The 15,432-nt window shown below is 65.7% G+C and carries 15 protein-coding genes and 1 pseudogene; 10 read left to right on the forward strand and 6 right to left on the reverse strand.

Going from position 1 to position 15,432, the window contains the following annotated elements:
* Window positions 1-64: 64 nt before the first annotated feature.
* Genes modA through modC form a run of 3 tightly spaced genes read left to right on the forward strand, consistent with a single transcriptional unit; the run spans window position 65 to window position 2,250 of the window.
* Window positions 65-850 carry a molybdate ABC transporter substrate-binding protein gene (gene modA, locus WN72_RS44850; protein ID WP_092212225.1) on the forward strand — a complete coding sequence of 262 codons (786 nt, stop codon included), beginning with the start codon at window positions 65-67 and terminating at the stop codon, window positions 848-850.
* Window positions 851-889: 39 nt separating this feature from the next.
* The gene (gene modB / locus WN72_RS44855; RefSeq protein WP_092212223.1) at window positions 890-1,585 is read left to right on the forward strand and encodes a molybdate ABC transporter permease subunit; all 696 of its coding nucleotides are present in this window, start codon (window positions 890-892) and stop codon (window positions 1,583-1,585) included.
* Between the two features lie 2 nt (window positions 1,586-1,587).
* A complete protein-coding gene (modC, locus tag WN72_RS44860) occupies window positions 1,588-2,250 on the forward strand; it encodes a molybdenum ABC transporter ATP-binding protein (protein WP_092212221.1) in 663 nt (220 codons plus the stop codon).
* 161 nt (window positions 2,251-2,411) lie between these two features.
* On the opposite strand, the gene WN72_RS44865 is transcribed toward modC, so the two are convergent.
* The gene (locus WN72_RS44865) at window positions 2,412-2,672 is read right to left on the reverse strand and encodes a PepSY domain-containing protein (protein ID WP_027564236.1); all 261 of its coding nucleotides are present in this window, start codon (window positions 2,670-2,672) and stop codon (window positions 2,412-2,414) included.
* A 173-nt stretch (window positions 2,673-2,845) separates the two neighbouring features.
* Complete coding sequence (locus tag WN72_RS44870; RefSeq protein WP_092212219.1) at window positions 2,846-4,639, reverse strand: potassium/proton antiporter; 1,794 nt, start codon at window positions 4,637-4,639, stop codon at window positions 2,846-2,848.
* A gap of 207 nt (window positions 4,640-4,846) precedes the next feature.
* Between WN72_RS44870 and WN72_RS44875 the strand changes: the two genes are divergently transcribed.
* Together WN72_RS44875 and map are read left to right on the forward strand one after the other, a co-directional pair.
* Window positions 4,847-6,163, forward strand: coding sequence for a mechanosensitive ion channel family protein (locus WN72_RS44875; protein WP_092212217.1), 1,317 nt, complete (start codon window positions 4,847-4,849; stop codon window positions 6,161-6,163).
* A 120-nt stretch (window positions 6,164-6,283) separates the two neighbouring features.
* Window positions 6,284-7,102 carry a type I methionyl aminopeptidase gene (gene map / locus WN72_RS44880; protein ID WP_027564233.1) on the forward strand — a complete coding sequence of 273 codons (819 nt, stop codon included), beginning with the start codon at window positions 6,284-6,286 and terminating at the stop codon, window positions 7,100-7,102.
* A 7-nt stretch (window positions 7,103-7,109) separates the two neighbouring features.
* Here map and WN72_RS44885 read toward each other — a convergent pair whose 3' ends face one another.
* Window positions 7,110-7,724: an Ada metal-binding domain-containing protein gene (locus tag WN72_RS44885; protein WP_244553643.1), complete on the reverse strand. Its 615-nt coding sequence runs from the start codon at window positions 7,722-7,724 to the stop codon at window positions 7,110-7,112.
* A gap of 113 nt (window positions 7,725-7,837) precedes the next feature.
* Between WN72_RS44885 and WN72_RS44890 the strand changes: the two genes are divergently transcribed.
* Both WN72_RS44890 and radC read left to right on the forward strand, forming a co-directional pair.
* Window positions 7,838-8,773, forward strand: coding sequence for a DMT family transporter (locus WN72_RS44890; protein ID WP_092212215.1), 936 nt, complete (start codon window positions 7,838-7,840; stop codon window positions 8,771-8,773).
* Window positions 8,774-8,814: 41 nt separating this feature from the next.
* The gene (gene radC, locus WN72_RS44895) at window positions 8,815-9,528 is read left to right on the forward strand and encodes a RadC family protein (RefSeq protein WP_027564230.1); all 714 of its coding nucleotides are present in this window, start codon (window positions 8,815-8,817) and stop codon (window positions 9,526-9,528) included.
* Between the two features lie 101 nt (window positions 9,529-9,629).
* Here radC and WN72_RS44900 read toward each other — a convergent pair whose 3' ends face one another.
* The gene (locus tag WN72_RS44900; RefSeq protein ID WP_092212213.1) at window positions 9,630-11,261 is read right to left on the reverse strand and encodes a GMC family oxidoreductase; all 1,632 of its coding nucleotides are present in this window, start codon (window positions 11,259-11,261) and stop codon (window positions 9,630-9,632) included.
* Between the two features lie 141 nt (window positions 11,262-11,402).
* On the opposite strand from WN72_RS44900, the pseudogene WN72_RS44905 reads away from it, so the two are divergent.
* Window positions 11,403-11,636 (forward strand): annotated as a pseudogene (locus tag WN72_RS44905) (JAB domain-containing protein); the annotation flags it as partial.
* 27 nt (window positions 11,637-11,663) lie between these two features.
* A complete protein-coding gene (locus WN72_RS44910) occupies window positions 11,664-12,449 on the forward strand; it encodes a bestrophin-like domain (protein WP_027564228.1) in 786 nt (261 codons plus the stop codon).
* A gap of 18 nt (window positions 12,450-12,467) precedes the next feature.
* Here the strand turns inward: WN72_RS44910 and WN72_RS44915 are convergent, their stop codons facing one another.
* On the reverse strand, window positions 12,468-12,785 hold the full coding sequence (locus WN72_RS44915; protein WP_092212208.1) for a YMGG-like glycine zipper-containing protein: 318 nt from the start codon (window positions 12,783-12,785) through the stop codon (window positions 12,468-12,470).
* A gap of 348 nt (window positions 12,786-13,133) precedes the next feature.
* Between WN72_RS44915 and WN72_RS44925 the strand changes: the two genes are divergently transcribed.
* Window positions 13,134-15,044 (forward strand): outer membrane protein assembly factor BamB family protein, encoded by a 1,911-nt coding sequence (locus WN72_RS44925; protein ID WP_244553648.1) that lies wholly within the window; start codon window positions 13,134-13,136, stop codon window positions 15,042-15,044.
* 76 nt (window positions 15,045-15,120) lie between these two features.
* Here the strand turns inward: WN72_RS44925 and WN72_RS44930 are convergent, their stop codons facing one another.
* A complete protein-coding gene (locus WN72_RS44930) occupies window positions 15,121-15,429 on the reverse strand; it encodes a hypothetical protein (protein WP_027564226.1) in 309 nt (102 codons plus the stop codon).
* Window positions 15,430-15,432 lie beyond the last annotated feature (3 nt).

Here is a 15,432-nt window from a genome sequence, read left to right on the forward strand (position 1 = left end):
AGACTTAACCCAACGCCAGATTTGCGCGTGCGCCTGCGCGCGCGAGCTCGCACGGAGCGCATCCATGATTCGTATTGCCGGACTTTTCACCGCCTTCGCCATCCTCGCGAGCGCGAGCCTCTCGCCTGCCAGCGCCGAGGACAAGACCATCACCGTGTTCGCCGCGGCCTCGATGAAGAACGCGCTCGACGAGGTCGATGCCGCCTACACCGCCAAGACCGGCGTCAAGTTCAGCGTCTCCTATGCCGCGAGCTCGGTGCTCGCCAAGCAGATCGAGCAGGGCGCGCCGGCCGACGTGTTCGTCTCGGCCGATACCGACTGGATGGACTACGCGGCTTCCAAGAAGACCATCAACGAGCCTTCCAGGGTCAACCTGCTCGGCAACAGCATCGTGCTGATCGCGCCGAAGGATTCCAAGGTCGACAACGTCACCATCGCACAAGGTTTTGATCTCGCCAAGCTCGCCGGCGACGGCAAGATCGCGACCGGCGACGTCAAGTCGGTGCCGGTCGGCAAATACGCCAAGGCTGCGCTGGAGAAGCTCGGCGCCTGGCAGGCCGCGGAGCCGAAATTCGCGATGGCCGAGAGCGTGCGCGCCGCACTGACGCTGGTCGCCCGTGGCGAGGCCGCGCTCGGCATCGTCTATTCCACCGACGCCAAGGTCGAGCCCGGCGTGAAGATCGTCGGCACCTTCCCGGCGGACTCGCACCCTGCGATCATCTACCCGGTCGCGGCGACCACGACCGCGAAGCCGGAGACGAATGATTATCTCGCCTTCCTCCGCTCGACCGCCGCCAAGACCATTCTGGAAAAATACGGCTTCAAGTTTCTGGTCAGTCCGACAACCTGATTTTTGCGGCTTGATTTTGCCACCTGATATTACGACTTGATGCTCGACATCTCGCCCGCCGAATGGACGGCGATCCTGCTCTCGCTCAGGGTCGCCGTCATCGCCACGCTGGTCGCAACGCCGTTCGGCATTGCGCTGGCGTGGCTGCTCGCCCGCAAGGATTTCTGGGGCAAGTCGGTGCTGGATGCCGTCGTGCATCTGCCGCTGGTGCTGCCGCCTGTCGTCACCGGCTATCTGCTGCTGCTCACCTTCGGCCGCCGCGGCCTCGTCGGCGGCTTCCTCGCCGATCATCTCGGCATCGTGTTCGCGTTCCGCTGGACCGGCGCCGCGCTCGCCTGCGGCGTGATGGCGTTTCCGCTGCTGGTGCGGCCGATGCGGCTGTCGATCGAGGCGATCGACCGAAAGCTCGAGCAGGCCGCCGAGACGCTCGGCGCCGCGCCGTGGAAGGTGTTTTTCACGGTGACGCTGCCGCTGGCGCTGCCCGGGGTGCTCGCCGGCATGGTGCTGGGCTTTGCCAAGGCGATCGGCGAGTTCGGCGCGACCATCACCTTCGTTTCCAACATTCCCGGCGAGACCCAGACGATTTCCTCGGCGATCTATTCGCTGATCCAGACGCCCGACGGCGATGCCGCGGCGGGCCGGCTCGTGATCGTCTCGATCGTACTGGCGATCGGCGCGCTGATCGCCGCCGAATGGTTCGCCCGCCGCGCGACGCAGCGCCTGCACGGGAATTGATCATGCTGCGCGTCGACATCGAAAAGAAGCTCGGCGAATTCTCGCTCTCGGCATCCTTCACCGGCGAGGGCCGTGTCATCGGCCTGTTCGGCGCCTCGGGCGCCGGCAAGAGCTCGCTGGTCAACATGATCGCCGGGCTGTTGCGGCCCGATCGCGGCACCATCGTGATCGACGGCGACACCGTCGACGACACCGCTTCCGGCATCCATGTGCCGACCTATCGCCGCCGCATCGGCTATGTGTTCCAGGACGCGCGGCTGTTTCCGCATTTCAGCGTCGCGCAAAATCTCGACTACGGTCGTCGCATGAATGGCCTCGCGCCTGATCCTGGCCAGCACAAGCGCATCATCGACCTGCTCGACATCGGCGCGCTACTCGACCGCCGCCCCGGAAAGCTCTCCGGCGGCGAGCGCCAGCGCGTCGCGCTCGGCCGTGCGCTGCTGTCGAAGCCGCGCCTCCTGCTGCTCGACGAACCGCTCGGTGCGCTCGACGAGGGCCGCAAGCTCGAGATCCTGCCCTATCTGGTGCGGCTGCGCGACGAGGCCAATGTCCCCATGGTCTATGTCAGCCACGACGTCGCCGAGCTGCGCCAGCTCGCCACGCAAATCGTGATGCTGAAGCAGGGCCGCGTGACGTCGTTCGGCGGGGTGAAGGTGCTGACGTGAGGCGACGTGCGTGTGCTGGTGAGCGTCGCCTCAACCACCGCAGTCATGCCCCGGCTTGACCGGGGCATCCAGTACGCCGCGGCTTCTCCGTGTCCACGCACCGTCTCTGGAATACTGGATTGCCCGCTTTCGCGGGCAATGACAGCGGGGGTGTAGTGTGTCTACCAGCCGCGATCGACGTTGCGCACCTCGCCGGTCCGCGCATCGACATCGACCTCCATCCAGCGACCGGTGCGGTCGCGGCCTTCGATCTGCCATTCATCGCCGAGGAAGTTCGTGTGCGAGACCGTCGTGACGCCGATGTCCGTCGCGACATCGAGCGCGACTTGCATCGAGATCTGGTCGCCGGTGTCATAGGCCATCGCCGGCGCAGCCGATCCGAGACCGATCGCGACGATGGCAGGCAAGATGAAACTTCTCATGGAACTGCTCCTGTCAAAGACGTTGACCGTCACGCGAAGAACGAGCAACGCAGCGGAGCGTTCCGGAACCAGCGGTCACGAAGGCGCGCAAATCTTCGGCGGTTGCGGCGATCTGGTGGCGGTTTCTCGTCATTCCGGGGCGCCCGAAGGGCGAGCCCGGAATGACGGAGAGGTCAGACCCCCGCGACCGAGGTCCACACATCCGCCAGCTTGCGGCGCAGCGCCTGCCGGCGCGTCAGCGGCGCGGGCGGCTCCTCGTCTTCGGGCAAGCGCAGGCCTACGACATTGACGCGGCCGCCGGAGATGCTGCGCGCGACCAGCACGATCGCGTCCAGCGGCAGCTCGGCGCCCTCCTTCGGCGCGCGGTCGAGATGGACGTCGAAAAAGTCGGCGAGCGTCAGCTTGCTCTCGTCATCGCTCACCTTCACGCCGTAGATCTCGGCGAGCTCGGCCAGCGTATGCTCGCCCGACACCATGAAGTCGCCGAGCAGATGCGGATCCGGCGCCGAGCTCGGCTGCATGTCGACGAAGAAGCGGTCGAGCGCTTCGGCCTTTTCCGGCGGCGCCAGCAGGTAGATGTAGTCGCCGGGCGCGATCGGATCGGCCTCCGTCGGCGTCAGGATGTTCTCGTTGCGGATCACCAGCGTCGGCTTGGACCAGGACGGGATCAGGCCGCGGCGGAAATAGAGGCTCTTGGATCGCACCGGATAGCCGACGAGCTGCTGCTCGAGCTGGCCGGGCAGGTCGAGCTCGACACGACGCGGGCCGCGCTCGGCGCGCGGCAGCGCAACGTGCAGCTTGCGCGCGGCGGGCGCCAGCGTCCAGCCCTGCAGCAGCAGCGAGATGATGACGACGACGAAGGCGACGTCGAAATAGAGATAAGCCTTCGACAGGCCGACCAGCATCGGGATCGAGGCCAGGAAGATCGCGACCGCGCCGCGAAGGCCGGTCCAGGCGATGAAGATCTTCTCGCGCCAGTTGAAGCGGAATGGTGCCAGGCAGACGAACACCGCAAGCGGCCGCGCCACCAGCATCAGCACCAGCGCGACGGCAACGGCCGGCAGCACGCTGGCACCGAGCCGGATCGGCGAGACCAAAAGGCCGAGCAGCACGAACATCACGATCTGCGCCAGCCAGGTCGCGGCATCGAGGAAGGTCACCACCGAATTATGCGCGCGGGTCGGCCGGTTGCCGATGATGATGCCGGCGAGATAGACCGCGAGGAAGCCGGAGGCGTGCATGATCTGCGAGCCGCCGAAGATGACGAGCGCGCCGGTGGTGACGAACGGCGCATGCAGGCCCTGCGGCAGCGCCACCTGGTTCAGCGCGATGACGACGAGGCGCCCGCCGATGACGCCGACCACAGCGCCCAGCACCGCCTCCTGCACGAACTCCATGAACACATGGCCGGGCGAGCTCGAGCCGAGCGAGATGTATTCGACCAGCATCAGGGTGAGGAAGATCGCGAAGGGATCGTTGGTGCCGGATTCCGCCTCCAGCGTCGCGCCGACGCGCGGGCGCAGGCGCAGGCCCTGGGTGTGCACCAGCAGGAACACCGCGGCGGCGTCGGTCGAGGCGACCACGGCGCCGACCAGCAGCGATTCCGCCCAGTTCAGATCGAGCGCGAATTTCGCGAAGGGCGCCGTGACCAGCGCGGTCAAGAGCACGCCGACGGTGGCGAGCACCAGGGACGGGGCGAGCACGGTGCGGATGCTGGCAAAGCGCGTCTTCAGGCCGCCGTCGAACAGGATCAAAGCGAGGGCCACCGAGCCGACCAGATAGGTGGTGCCGACGTCGTTGAACTGGATCTGCCCGGGGCCGGAATCCCCGGCGAGCATGCCGATGGCAAGGAAGACGAGCAGCAGGGGCGCGCCGAAGCGCAGCGCGAGCAGGCTCGACAGGATACCGGCCATCACCAGGACGGCGCCGAGCAAAATGGCGAGGCTGAAGGAGTCGAGGGAGGCCATCCACCTTCCGGGTACAAATCGCTGGATTTGCATCCTTATCGTCGGCATTCCCCCGCGCCAACCCATTTTCGCTACTCGCGGCAATCTGCCCGTATTTTGCGGCCTTAACGCGCTTCACTTCACGGTGTATCGATGGCCCGGCCGCACCCTTTGTGGGATTCTGCGGCACCCTCGAATCAATCCTCTCCCCGCCTTCCGACGAGACCGATGGACATGGACCTCAAAGACTTCATGGAGTTCGTGCAGACGACCGCGCGCAGCGTCGGGGCGGAGATTTCCTCACCCTGGTTCTACCTGCAATTTGGTCTCATTCTCGCGGCAGCCGGCCTCGCCTATGCCGCCGAAGCCGGCATTCGCAATCGCGTCGACATGACATCGCTGGCGATGGGCTGGCCGCTGCCGCTCCGGCACTTCTCGCGGGTGATGATGTCGAGCGCCTCGACGGCGGTGTTCACCCTGCTCGTGATCATTTCCCGCGTCGTGATGTACCATGCGACCTGGCCTAGCCGCAGCTATCTCCTGATGGTCGCCGCCAAGATGGGGCTGGCCTGGCTCGTGATCCGGCTGGTGACCTCGGTCCTGCGCAACGCCTTCATCGTCAAGCTGGTCTCGATCACGGCCTGGTTCGTCGCGGCGCTGTCCATCATCGGTCAGCTCGATTCGACGGTCGATCTGCTCGATTCCTTCGCCATCGTGCTCGGCGGCCTCAGGCTGACGCCGCTATTGGTGATCAAGGCCGGCGCGCTGCTGCTGATCGCGCTCTGGGCCACCAACATCGCCAGTAATTTCGCCGAGAGCCGGATCAATTCGACCACCGATCTGACGCCGTCGGTGCAGGTGCTGCTGGTCAAGATCATCCGCATCGGGCTTCTTGCCGTCGCCATCGTGATCGCGCTCGGCGCCGTCGGCATCGACCTCTCGGCGCTCGCGGTCTTCTCCGGCGCGGTCGGCGTCGGCATCGGTATCGGCCTGCAGAAGATCGTCGCCAATTTCATCTCGGGGATCATCCTGCTCGCCGACAAATCGGTGAAGCCGGGCGACCTCGTCACCATCGGCGACAACACCGGGCGCATCAGCGCGATGAAGACGCGCTATATTTCGGTCGCCGCCGGCGACGGCCGCGAATTCCTGGTGCCGAACGAGGACCTGGTGACGCAGAAGGTCGTCAACTGGACCTATACCGACAAGAACACGCTGGTGAAGATCGCCTTCGGCACCAATTACGACGCCGACCCGCGCCTGGTCACCAAGCTCGCCGCCGAGACCGCCGCCGCCCATCCGCGCGCGCAGAAGGGCAAGCCGCCGAACAGCATCTTGACCGAGTTCGCCGAGGCCGGGATGAAGTTCTCGCTGACCTTCTGGATCGCGGACCCCGACGGCATGGACAACGTCAAGAGCGACGTGATGCTGGCGCTGTGGGAGGCCTTCAAGCGCGAGGGCATCCGGGTTCCCTACCCTGTCCGCGAAATCCGCGTCCGCGGCGGCGCCCTGCCGGTCGAAACCACCGTAGAAGTCCCAAATTAGGCCCGCTTTCGGGCGCATGCTGCATGCTCGGCTTGCATGAACGCCGGCAATCATTAAATTAGGGCCTGAAATCAAGCCTTTCCGCCGACATCGAGATTCAGCCCAGAAGACCGCACAAGCATGAGCTACGTCGAAGCCACCGATACCTCCCTGCGCAAGACCGGACAGATCAAGCTGCATGGGCCTGCCGCCTTTGCCGGCATGCGCAAGGCGGGAGCGCTGGTGGCAAAGTGCCTCGACGAGCTCACCGACATCGTCGCCCCCGGCGTGCCGACCTCTGTCATCGACGAATTCGTCCGCGACTTCGCCTTCAGCCACGGCGCCTATCCGGCGACGCTGATGTATCGCGGCTATCGCTACTCGACCTGCACCTCGCTGAACCACGTGGTCTGCCACGGCATGCCCGGCGACCGTCCGCTGAAAGAGGGCGACATCGTCAACATCGACGTCACCTTCATCGTCGACGGCTGGTACGGCGATTCCAGCCGGATGTATGCGGTCGGCCCGATCGCGCGCAAGGCGGAGCGGCTGATCGAGGTGACGTATGAGGCGATGATGCGCGGCATCGCGGCGGTGAAACCCGGCGCCACCACCGGCGACATCGGCCACGCCATCCAGAGCTTTGTCGAGCCGCAGGGCATGAGCGTGGTGCGCGATTTCTGCGGCCACGGCCTCGGGCGCATGTTCCACGACGAGCCGAACATCATCCATATCGGCCGGCCCGGCGAAGGCGTGCAGCTCAAGCCCGGCATGTTCTTCACCATCGAGCCGATGATCAATCTCGGCAAGCCGCATGTGAAGATCCTGTCCGACGGCTGGACTGCCGTGACCCGCGACCGCTCGCTGTCGGCACAGTTCGAGCATTCGGTCGGCGTCACCGCCACCGGCGTCGAGATCTTCACGCTGTCGGAGCGGCACGGCGAGAAGCAGATCGGGTGATGGCCGCCTAGCGGCGCCGGCGGAACGACGATGGCGCCCGCTTGTAGGTCGCGGCAAAGGCGTCGTTGAAGCGGCGAACGCTGCCGAAGCCCGCCGCAAAGGCAATCTCCGCCAACGTCATCTCGGTCTGATCGATCAGGCGCTTCGCCTCCTGCACGCGCCGCGTCGCCGCGATCTCGCTCGGGCTCGCGCCGGCATGGCGCAGGAACAGGCGCAGCAAATGGCGCGGCCCGACGCCGAGCGCTTCGGCCAGCTCAGCGGCAGTGGCGCGATCCAGAAAACCGTCATTGATCAGGCGCATGCCGCGCGCGACCGTGGTCGCCGTGCCCATCCAGGCCGGCGACCCCGGCGCGGTCTCCGGCCGGCAGCGCAGGCACGGGCGAAAGCCGGCCCGCTCGGCAGCCGCCGCGGTCGCATAGAAGGTGACGTTCTCGGAGCGCGCCGGGCGAACCGGACAGACCGGGCGGCAGTAGATCTTCGTCGACCGAACGCCGGAAAAGAACAGGCCATCGAAGGCACGCGCCCGCGCGAGGCGCGCCCGGTCGCAGGTCGCCCAATCGAGATGCGGTGGTAGCGCCGGTGGCTGCGCGGAAACCTTCGCCATGATGAAATGATAATTCATCCGACTTCGCCGGGTAGCTGAAATCGGACTCGGTCGGGCGATGAGGTCCGAATTCAGCCAGCCTGCGCCGGCGCGCCGGATCATGGTCCCGGTCCATCCGGGAGCAGATTCGCATGAGCACGCAGGCGCAACGAACGACGTCAGGACAAATCACTCTCGTAGTCGAGATCGGGCTTCTGCTGCTGCTCTCGCTGATCTGGGGCAGCTCCTTCACGCTGATCAAGGTCGCGGTGCCCACGATTCCGCCGTTCACGATGGTTGCCGTGCGCGTGACGATCGCGGCCATGCTTCTCCTGCTGCTCGCCATCGCACAGGGACACGCCCTTCCCCGCCAGAGGTCGGTCTGGGCGGCCTTCTTCGTGCAAGGGCTGCTGCAAAGCGCATTGCCTTTCACCCTGATCAGCTGGGGCGAGGTCTCCATTCCGAGCGGTCTTGCCGGGGTGCTCAATGCCACCCCGCCGATGTTCGTGCTCGCGATCGCAATGAGCACCGGACGAGCGCGGCAGACCGTCACCAGGTGGAAGATCATTGGCGTCGCGCTCGGCCTCGCGGGCGTGGCAGTCACAATGGGTCTCGATGCGCTGTCCGGGATCGGCAGCGCCGCGCCGCTGGCGCAGGCGGCCGTGCTGGGCGCGAGCCTCTGCTACGCGCTCGCACCCATGTGGGGCCAGCGGTTCTCGAAGCTTCCCGCCATCGTCACAGCTGCCGGCGCCATGAGCTGTGCCGCGATCCCGATGGTTCCCGCCGCACTCATCCTCGAGCGGCCCTGGACGCTCGCGCCGACGTCGCAGGCGGTCGCGGCCGTCATCGTCCTCGCCATTGTCTGCACCGCGCTCGCGATGGTGATCTATTTCCGCCTGATCCGCACACTTGGCCCACTCGGCACCACCAGCGGCAGCTATCTGCGCGCGGGATTTGCGGTGGCGCTGGGCACGGCATGGCTCGGCGAGCGCTTCACCCTGTCGAGCATGGCCGGAATGGCGTTGATCCTCGCCGGCGTCGTCGCCATCACGATGCCGCCATCGGCACGGACCAGCCGGGGCAATTGAAGGTTGCAAAAACGGCGATCCGCGGCGATGCTCCGGGCCCGATGCCCGCCAAGCCAGACCACGACAAGAGCAAGCCGGAGGATGCGCCGCATTATCACGGCCATCGCGAGCGGCTGCGCGAGCGTTTCTATAGCGCCGGCGCGGACGCGCTCAGCGACTACGAGCTCCTGGAGATGGCGCTGTTTGCGGCGCTGCCGCGACGCGACACCAAGCCGCTTGCGAAGACGCTGATCAAGACGTTCGGCTCGTTCGCCGAGGTCGTGCACGCGCCGGTGGCGCGCCTGCGCGAGGTCGACGGCGTCGGCGAAGCTGCGATCAACCAGCTCAAGCTGATCGCCGCGGCGGCGCACCGCGTCGCCAAGGGCGAGGTCAACAGCCGCAACGCGCTGTCGTCCTGGAACGAGGTGATCGACTATTGCCGCACCAGCATGGCCTTTGCCGACAAGGAGCAATTCCGCCTGCTCTTCCTCGACAAGCGCAACCAGCTGATCGCCGACGAGGTGCAGCAGACCGGCACAGTCGATCACACCCCGGTCTATCCGCGCGAGGTGATCAAGCGCGCACTGGAATTGTCGGCAACCGCCTTGATCCTCGTGCACAATCATCCCAGCGGCGATCCCTCACCCTCGCAGGCCGACATCCAGATGACCAAGGCGATCATCGAAATCGCCAAGCCGCTCGGGATTGCCGTGCACGATCACATCATCGTCGGCAGAAGCGGGCATGCGAGCCTGCGCGGGATGCGGCTGATTTGAATGCCGTCGACTCTTGGGGCTAATCTTGGGACTAACTTTGGGGCTAACTCAAGCGAACCTGACCGCGAACCTCGCAGAACGACGCGATTGGAGAGAGTCCCTCAACAACCGGGCGTTGGAGCGAGGACTGGCCTGCCTCGCAAGACATCAGAAGCCTTTTCCGCGATCATGATGACTGCTGCGTTGATGTTGCCGCCAATCAAGTCCGGCATGACCGATGCGTCGGCAACGCGAAGGTTCTCAACCCCATGAACGCGCAACTCGCTGTCAACAACGGCCATTCCATCGCTTTCCGGTCCCATGCGGCAGGTGCCGAGCGGATGATGGACGGTGATACCCGTGGTCGCGATATGGGCGTCGAGCCCGGAGTCCGACCAGCTGTCCGGGCCCGGCGCCAGTTCGGCGGCGATGAACGGTTTCATCGCAAGCTGATGCCCGACGTCGCGCGCCAGCCGCAGGCCCTGGCGCAAGACGATGCGGTCGTGATCAGTCGCGAGATAATTGCCGACGATCCGTGGGGCGGTTAATGGATCGCGCGAAACGAGGTCCAGAAGCCCCCGGCTCTCCGGCCTGAGCAGGACGACCCGGCAGGAGAAGCCGTCGGCATAGGGCTGCACGACCGGGCTGAAGTAGGGTCCGGCCGTCATGGGAAGCGCGACGAACATGAACTGCACATCCGGCACGTTGCCGCCGACCCCAGTGTTCAGGAACGCCATGGCGGCCGCGGGCAGGTCGCTCGCGATGCCGGTGCCGAACAGCTGTTGCCGCACCAGATCGATCGCGATCCGGTCGGCGCGCATGCGTCTGTGCAACGGACCGGCGCCGCGTCGAGCATAGGCGACCGGCGCGGAGATGTGGTCCTGCAAGTTCCGTCCGACACCGCGCAGCGTCATGCGGACCGGAATGTCGTGGCGCTGAAGAACGTCGGGATCGCCAATGCCCGACAGCATCAACAGATGCGGCGAACCGATGACGCCGGCGGCAAGGATGATCTCGCGATCGGCGTGTGCTGTCTGCGTCCTGCCGCCGTGCAGGTACTCGACGCCGACCGCGCGTCGGCCCTCGAATATCATGGAGCTTGCCCGGGCACCCGTGACGATGTCGATCCGGCCGCGCCGCAGCGCCGGCCGCAGATAGGCAACGGCCGCGCTGCATCTGCGTCCACCGCGGATGGTCGATTGCCAGCGGCCGAAGCCTTCCTGTTGTGCGCCGTTGTAGTCCGGTGTGGCCGGATGGCCGGCTGCTTCTCCCGCCGCCATGAAGGCGTCCACGAGAGGATCCTGGTAGCGGCAGAAGCGCGTGGTGAGCGGGCCGTCGCCGCCGCGCCAGGCGTCGGCACCTCCTTCCCATGATTCCTGCCGCCGGAAATAGGGAAGGACGTGCGCATAGGACCAGTCGAGAAGCCCGGCCGACGCCCAGCGGTCATAGTCGCTGCGATGGCCACGCACATAGGCCATGGCGTTGGTCGAAGATGAACCGCCGATGACCTTGCCGCGCGCGAATTCGATGGGCCGGCCGCCCATGCTCGCTTCGGGCTCGGTGAAGAAGCCCCAGTCGTTCCGCTGCTTGAGAAACATCCGCGGCCACAGCAGCGGGACGTGGATATGCAGATCACGATCCCAGCCACCGGCTTCCAGCAGAAGCACGCGCGTGTCGGGGTCCTCTGTCAGACGGCTGGCCAGCGTGCAGCCAGCGGACCCGGCCCCAACAATGATGTGGCTGTATGTAACCATCTCGTCCTCCCTCGATATGGTTTAGTCCTTTGAGGTGAGAGCTGAAGTCCGCCGATGATCACTCGTGAGTGAAATGGCTTATACAGGCGCCTTCATGTGCTAACGTGATCATCACAATCGATCACTCTTACACTCCCCTGTCCACGTCCCCTGCTACGACCAGCACTTGAAAATCGATCGTGTGTTCAATGTGACGCACGGAGGCATAGTGTCATGCACAATCATCCCAGTGGCGATCCCTCGCCCTCGCAGGCCGACTTCGAGATGACCAAGGCGATCATCGACATCGCCAAGCCGCTCGGGATTGCCGTGCACGATCACATCATCGCCGGCGGAAGCGGCCACGCCAGTCTGCGCGTAATGCGGTTGATCTAGGGCCGCAAATCAGGCGACAAGAACGGCATGAGCGACTGGCTGCACAATCTGCCGGTGCCCGTGATGGCGCTGGTGATCTTTGGGTTCACCTTTTCTCTGGCCGCGGCGATCTTCGCAGGCATCGCGCTGGCTGCGACGGAGGAGCGCGCCAAATCGCTGAAGGCGATCTCGCCGGGGATGCTGCCGGTGCTCGGCATCATCTTCGGCCTGTTCGTTGCCTTTACCGCAGCGCAGGTCTGGGGCGACAGCGACCGCGCCAGCGCCGCGGTGAGCCGCGAGGCCAGCGCGCTGCGCAGCGTCGTGCTGCTGTCCGCCGGCCTGCCGGCGGAGCAGGAGACCAGGCTGCGCGGCCTCGTGCGCGACTATGTCGGGCAGGCGGTGACGGTGGAATGGCCGTTGATGGCGCATCAGCAGGCCTCGCTGAAGGTGACGCCGCCGGCGCTCGCGGAAGCCCTGCAGCTCGTCGTCGCCATGACGCCTCAGGGTACGGGGCAGGCGAACGTGCAGCGCGAGCTGATCGCCGCGCTGGAGCAGGCGCTGGATGCGCGGCGGCAGCGGATCATCGTCAGCCTCGCCGCGGTCAATCCGGTCAAATGGTGGTGCCTGTATCTCCAGGCCGCCTGCGCGCTGCTGGTGATCGGGCTCGTTCATTGCGACAATCGCCTGGGATCGGCGATCGCGATGGGCCTGTTCGCGACCGGCGTCGCCACCTCGGTGCTGCTGATCGCCGCCCACGACCGGCCGTTCGCCGGGCAGATCTCGATCCAGCCGGAGCCGCTGCTCCAGATCATGCCGGCGGACGCGAAGAGTTAAAGCGCGAGCGCTCGAGCCTTAATAGCAATAGCGAGGATCGACCCGGACGTAATAGCCGTCGGGGCGCTGCATGTAGCAGCCGCGCTGATAGGCGTAATAGCCGGAGCGGCGGCGCTCGCCCTCGGAGGCGATGGCGGCGCCCGTGCCGGCACCGACGACGGCGCCGATTGCCGCGCCGCGGCCGCCGCCAAGCGCGCCCCCGAGGATCGCCCCGCCGACACCGCCAATGATCGCGCCGCCGAGGGCATCCTGGGCCGCCGCTTCATGCACCGGCATCGCCGCCGCGACCGTCAGACATGCCGTTGCAAAACCTCCAATACGAAGACCTCGAAGCATGGTTCGCCCTCCCTGTGGTGAGGCAAGTCTTAACGCCCGCGATGGATTCAAGCCAGATCAAATCGCCTGCCTTGCGGCTCCGGGCACCGGCAGAGGTTGCCCTGGGACGTGGACTGATCAAGACGCAGCCTTAGCCTGATTGCCGCGAGCTGAACGAAGGCAAGATAGTTGGCGGCGAGCCTGTCATGGCGCATCGCAACCGGGCGACATTGTTTGATCCCGATGGCCAGCCACCGGTAACCTGGCCCCGAAGCTCGCTTTGGTTGTTTATTCGTGGTACGCGTTGACGACCGCGCGCGCCGATCTTCTGTTGCCAAAGCACGCTTCGTTTATGCGAGGATGGCGAGAATGACGAGTACGGGCAGGCACCGCTCTGGATACACGCTCTTCGCACGTCTCCTGCTTGCAGTGGGCATATTGCTCACTGGCGTGCTTCCGGATCATGCGGAGGAGGCCCCAAGCTCGCGTGGCGAGACGCTCTACCGCACGCGCTGCTCGTCGTGTCACGAGGGTGGCGTGGCACGCGCGCCTGACGCCAAAGCGCTGCGGCAATTCAGGCCCGAGCGGATGAGCTTTGCCTTGATGTTCGGCATGATGAGCCAGCAGGGGCGCGACCTGAGCCAACAGGAAATTCAGGACATCGTTCGCTATCTCGTCGGGACACCATCGGAGCAGCAGCAGCAGCCACTACCGGATTCCACGTGCGGTGAGCGGGGCCCCGCGCTTGCGGACGCTTCGTTGCCGCGCTGGAACGGCTGGGGCGTCGACATCGCTCAACACCGGTTTCAACCCGCTGTCATGGCCCAGCTTTCGCCGGACGATGTTCCGCGCCTGAAGCTCAAATGGGCGTTCGGCTTTCCCGGCGATACCAGAGCCTACGCGCAGCCGACGGTTTGGGGCGGCCGGGTCTTCGTGGGCAGCGCGGGGGGCAAGGTCTATGCGCTGGATGCCAGACTCGGCTGCCAGCGCTGGGTGTTCGACGCCGGCTTCGGCGTACGCACCGCGATCACCATCGGTGAGGATGAGCGGGGCACGACCGCTTATTTCGGCGATCAACGCGGCGAAGCTTATGCGCTCGATGCCGAGAGCGGGAAGCTGCTGTGGAGGAGACGTGTCGATGCGCATGCGGGGGCCCTGATCACGGGCGCGCCGACATTGGCCAATAATGTGCTCTATGTGCCGGTCTCCTCCATCGAAGAAGTGTTGGCGATCGATCCACGCTATCCTTGCTGCACCTTCCGCGGTCTGATTGCCGCGCTCGACGCCAGGACCGGCGAGGTGCTGTGGCGCGGCTATGTCAGCCCGCCGGCCCAGCCAATCCGCCTCAACGAGATCGGTGTCCAGCTCTTCGGACCCTCTGGCGGTGCGATCTGGTCGTCGCCGACCATCGACCTCAAGACAAACCGGATCTATGCGACGACGGGCGACAGTTATCTGGACCCGGCGTCCACGACCTCCGACGCGTTTGTGGCCTTCGATCTGGGCACCGGACGGCTCGCCTGGTCGCGGCAGATGACCGAGGGTGATGCCTACAACGTCGCGTGCGGCAGCCAGTATCGCGCTAACTGCCCCGGCACCAAGGGTCCCGATTTCGACTTCGGCTCCTCTCCGATCCTGGTCGATCTACCTGACGGACGTCGTGCGCTCGTTGCCGGCCAGAAATCCGGCATGGTGTACGCGCTCGATCCGGACCGCGATGGTGCCGTCATCTGGCAGCGCCGGGTGGGACTCGGCAGCACGCTCGGCGGCGTGCAATGGGGCTCGGCTGCGGACGATGCGAACGTCTATGTCGCGGTGTCCGATGTCGGCCTGAAGGCCGTGCCGCCGGACACGGCCGGCGCGCAAAAATCGGTCTTTGGGACACCCATGAAGCTCGATCCAAGTCAGGGCGGCGGGCTGTACGCGATGAACCAGGCGACGGGCGAGATCGTCTGGCACGCGGCACATCCGGGCTGCGGAGATCGGCCGGGATGCAGCCCTGCGCAGTCCGCTGCGGTCACCGCGATTCCTGGTGTGGTGTTCTCCGGCGGACTGGACGGCCACCTGCGGGCCTATGCCGCCAAGAACGGCGAGATCATCTGGGACGTCGACACCATGCGGGACTATGCGACCGTCAACGGCGTGTCGGCGCATGGCGGCTCGCTCGATGGACCGGGACCGGTGATCGCCGGGGGCATCCTCTACGTCAACTCGGGCTACACAAATTATGGTACCGCGCCCGGCAACGTGCTGCTCGCCTTCTCCGTGGACGGACAATAGGCGGGAAGCGAAGCGGGCATGATTTATGAGTACGCACCCCGATCCCCGGCTTCGCGGGGCTTCGGTCGCGGCGGCCTCACTTGCCGAGCACGAAGGCGACGACGATGCGCTCCGGCGTCTGCTTGAATTCCGTGGTGACGGATTCGCGGACAAGTCCGGCGAGCTCGTTCAACGGCTTGTCTTCGTAGGGACGCGGGAATTGGACCGTCACCACCACCAGCCGCCCATTGTGCCAATTGAAGCCCACCGCCGGCTTGACGCCGGTCGATTGTTCGAGGTCGGTTTCCACCGCTTTCGATTGCTTGAGCCCCTCCGTCACCGTGCTGAAGGCATCGCAGCCCGCAAGTGTCGTTGCGCAAGCGAGCAGCAGCATAAATCTGGACATGAA

The sequence above is a fragment of the Bradyrhizobium arachidis genome (genome assembly GCF_015291705.1).
GTDB lineage: Bacteria > Pseudomonadota > Alphaproteobacteria > Rhizobiales > Xanthobacteraceae > Bradyrhizobium > Bradyrhizobium arachidis.

Bases quoted from the DNA above. Each gene is read 5' to 3' on its own strand.
- modA (WP_092212225.1), top strand. From the start codon at position 65: ATGATTCGTATTGCCGGACTTTTCACCGCCTTCGCCATCCTCGCGAGC.
- modB (WP_092212223.1), top strand. From the start codon at position 890: ATGCTCGACATCTCGCCCGCCGAATGGACGGCGATCCTGCTCTCGCTC.
- modC (WP_092212221.1), top strand. From the start codon at position 1,588: ATGCTGCGCGTCGACATCGAAAAGAAGCTCGGCGAATTCTCGCTCTCG.
- WN72_RS44865 (WP_027564236.1), bottom strand. From the start codon at position 2,672: ATGAGAAGTTTCATCTTGCCTGCCATCGTCGCGATCGGTCTCGGATCG.
- WN72_RS44870 (WP_092212219.1), bottom strand. From the start codon at position 4,639: ATGGCCTCCCTCGACTCCTTCAGCCTCGCCATTTTGCTCGGCGCCGTC.
- WN72_RS44875 (WP_092212217.1), top strand. From the start codon at position 4,847: ATGGACATGGACCTCAAAGACTTCATGGAGTTCGTGCAGACGACCGCG.
- map (WP_027564233.1), top strand. From the start codon at position 6,284: ATGAGCTACGTCGAAGCCACCGATACCTCCCTGCGCAAGACCGGACAG.
- WN72_RS44885 (WP_244553643.1), bottom strand. From the start codon at position 7,724: ATGAATTATCATTTCATCATGGCGAAGGTTTCCGCGCAGCCACCGGCG.
- WN72_RS44890 (WP_092212215.1), top strand. From the start codon at position 7,838: ATGAGCACGCAGGCGCAACGAACGACGTCAGGACAAATCACTCTCGTA.
- radC (WP_027564230.1), top strand. From the start codon at position 8,815: ATGCCCGCCAAGCCAGACCACGACAAGAGCAAGCCGGAGGATGCGCCG.
- WN72_RS44900 (WP_092212213.1), bottom strand. From the start codon at position 11,261: ATGGTTACATACAGCCACATCATTGTTGGGGCCGGGTCCGCTGGCTGC.
- WN72_RS44910 (WP_027564228.1), top strand. From the start codon at position 11,664: ATGAGCGACTGGCTGCACAATCTGCCGGTGCCCGTGATGGCGCTGGTG.
- WN72_RS44915 (WP_092212208.1), bottom strand. From the start codon at position 12,785: ATGCTTCGAGGTCTTCGTATTGGAGGTTTTGCAACGGCATGTCTGACG.
- WN72_RS44925 (WP_244553648.1), top strand. From the start codon at position 13,134: ATGACGAGTACGGGCAGGCACCGCTCTGGATACACGCTCTTCGCACGT.
- WN72_RS44930 (WP_027564226.1), bottom strand. From the start codon at position 15,429: ATGTCCAGATTTATGCTGCTGCTCGCTTGCGCAACGACACTTGCGGGC.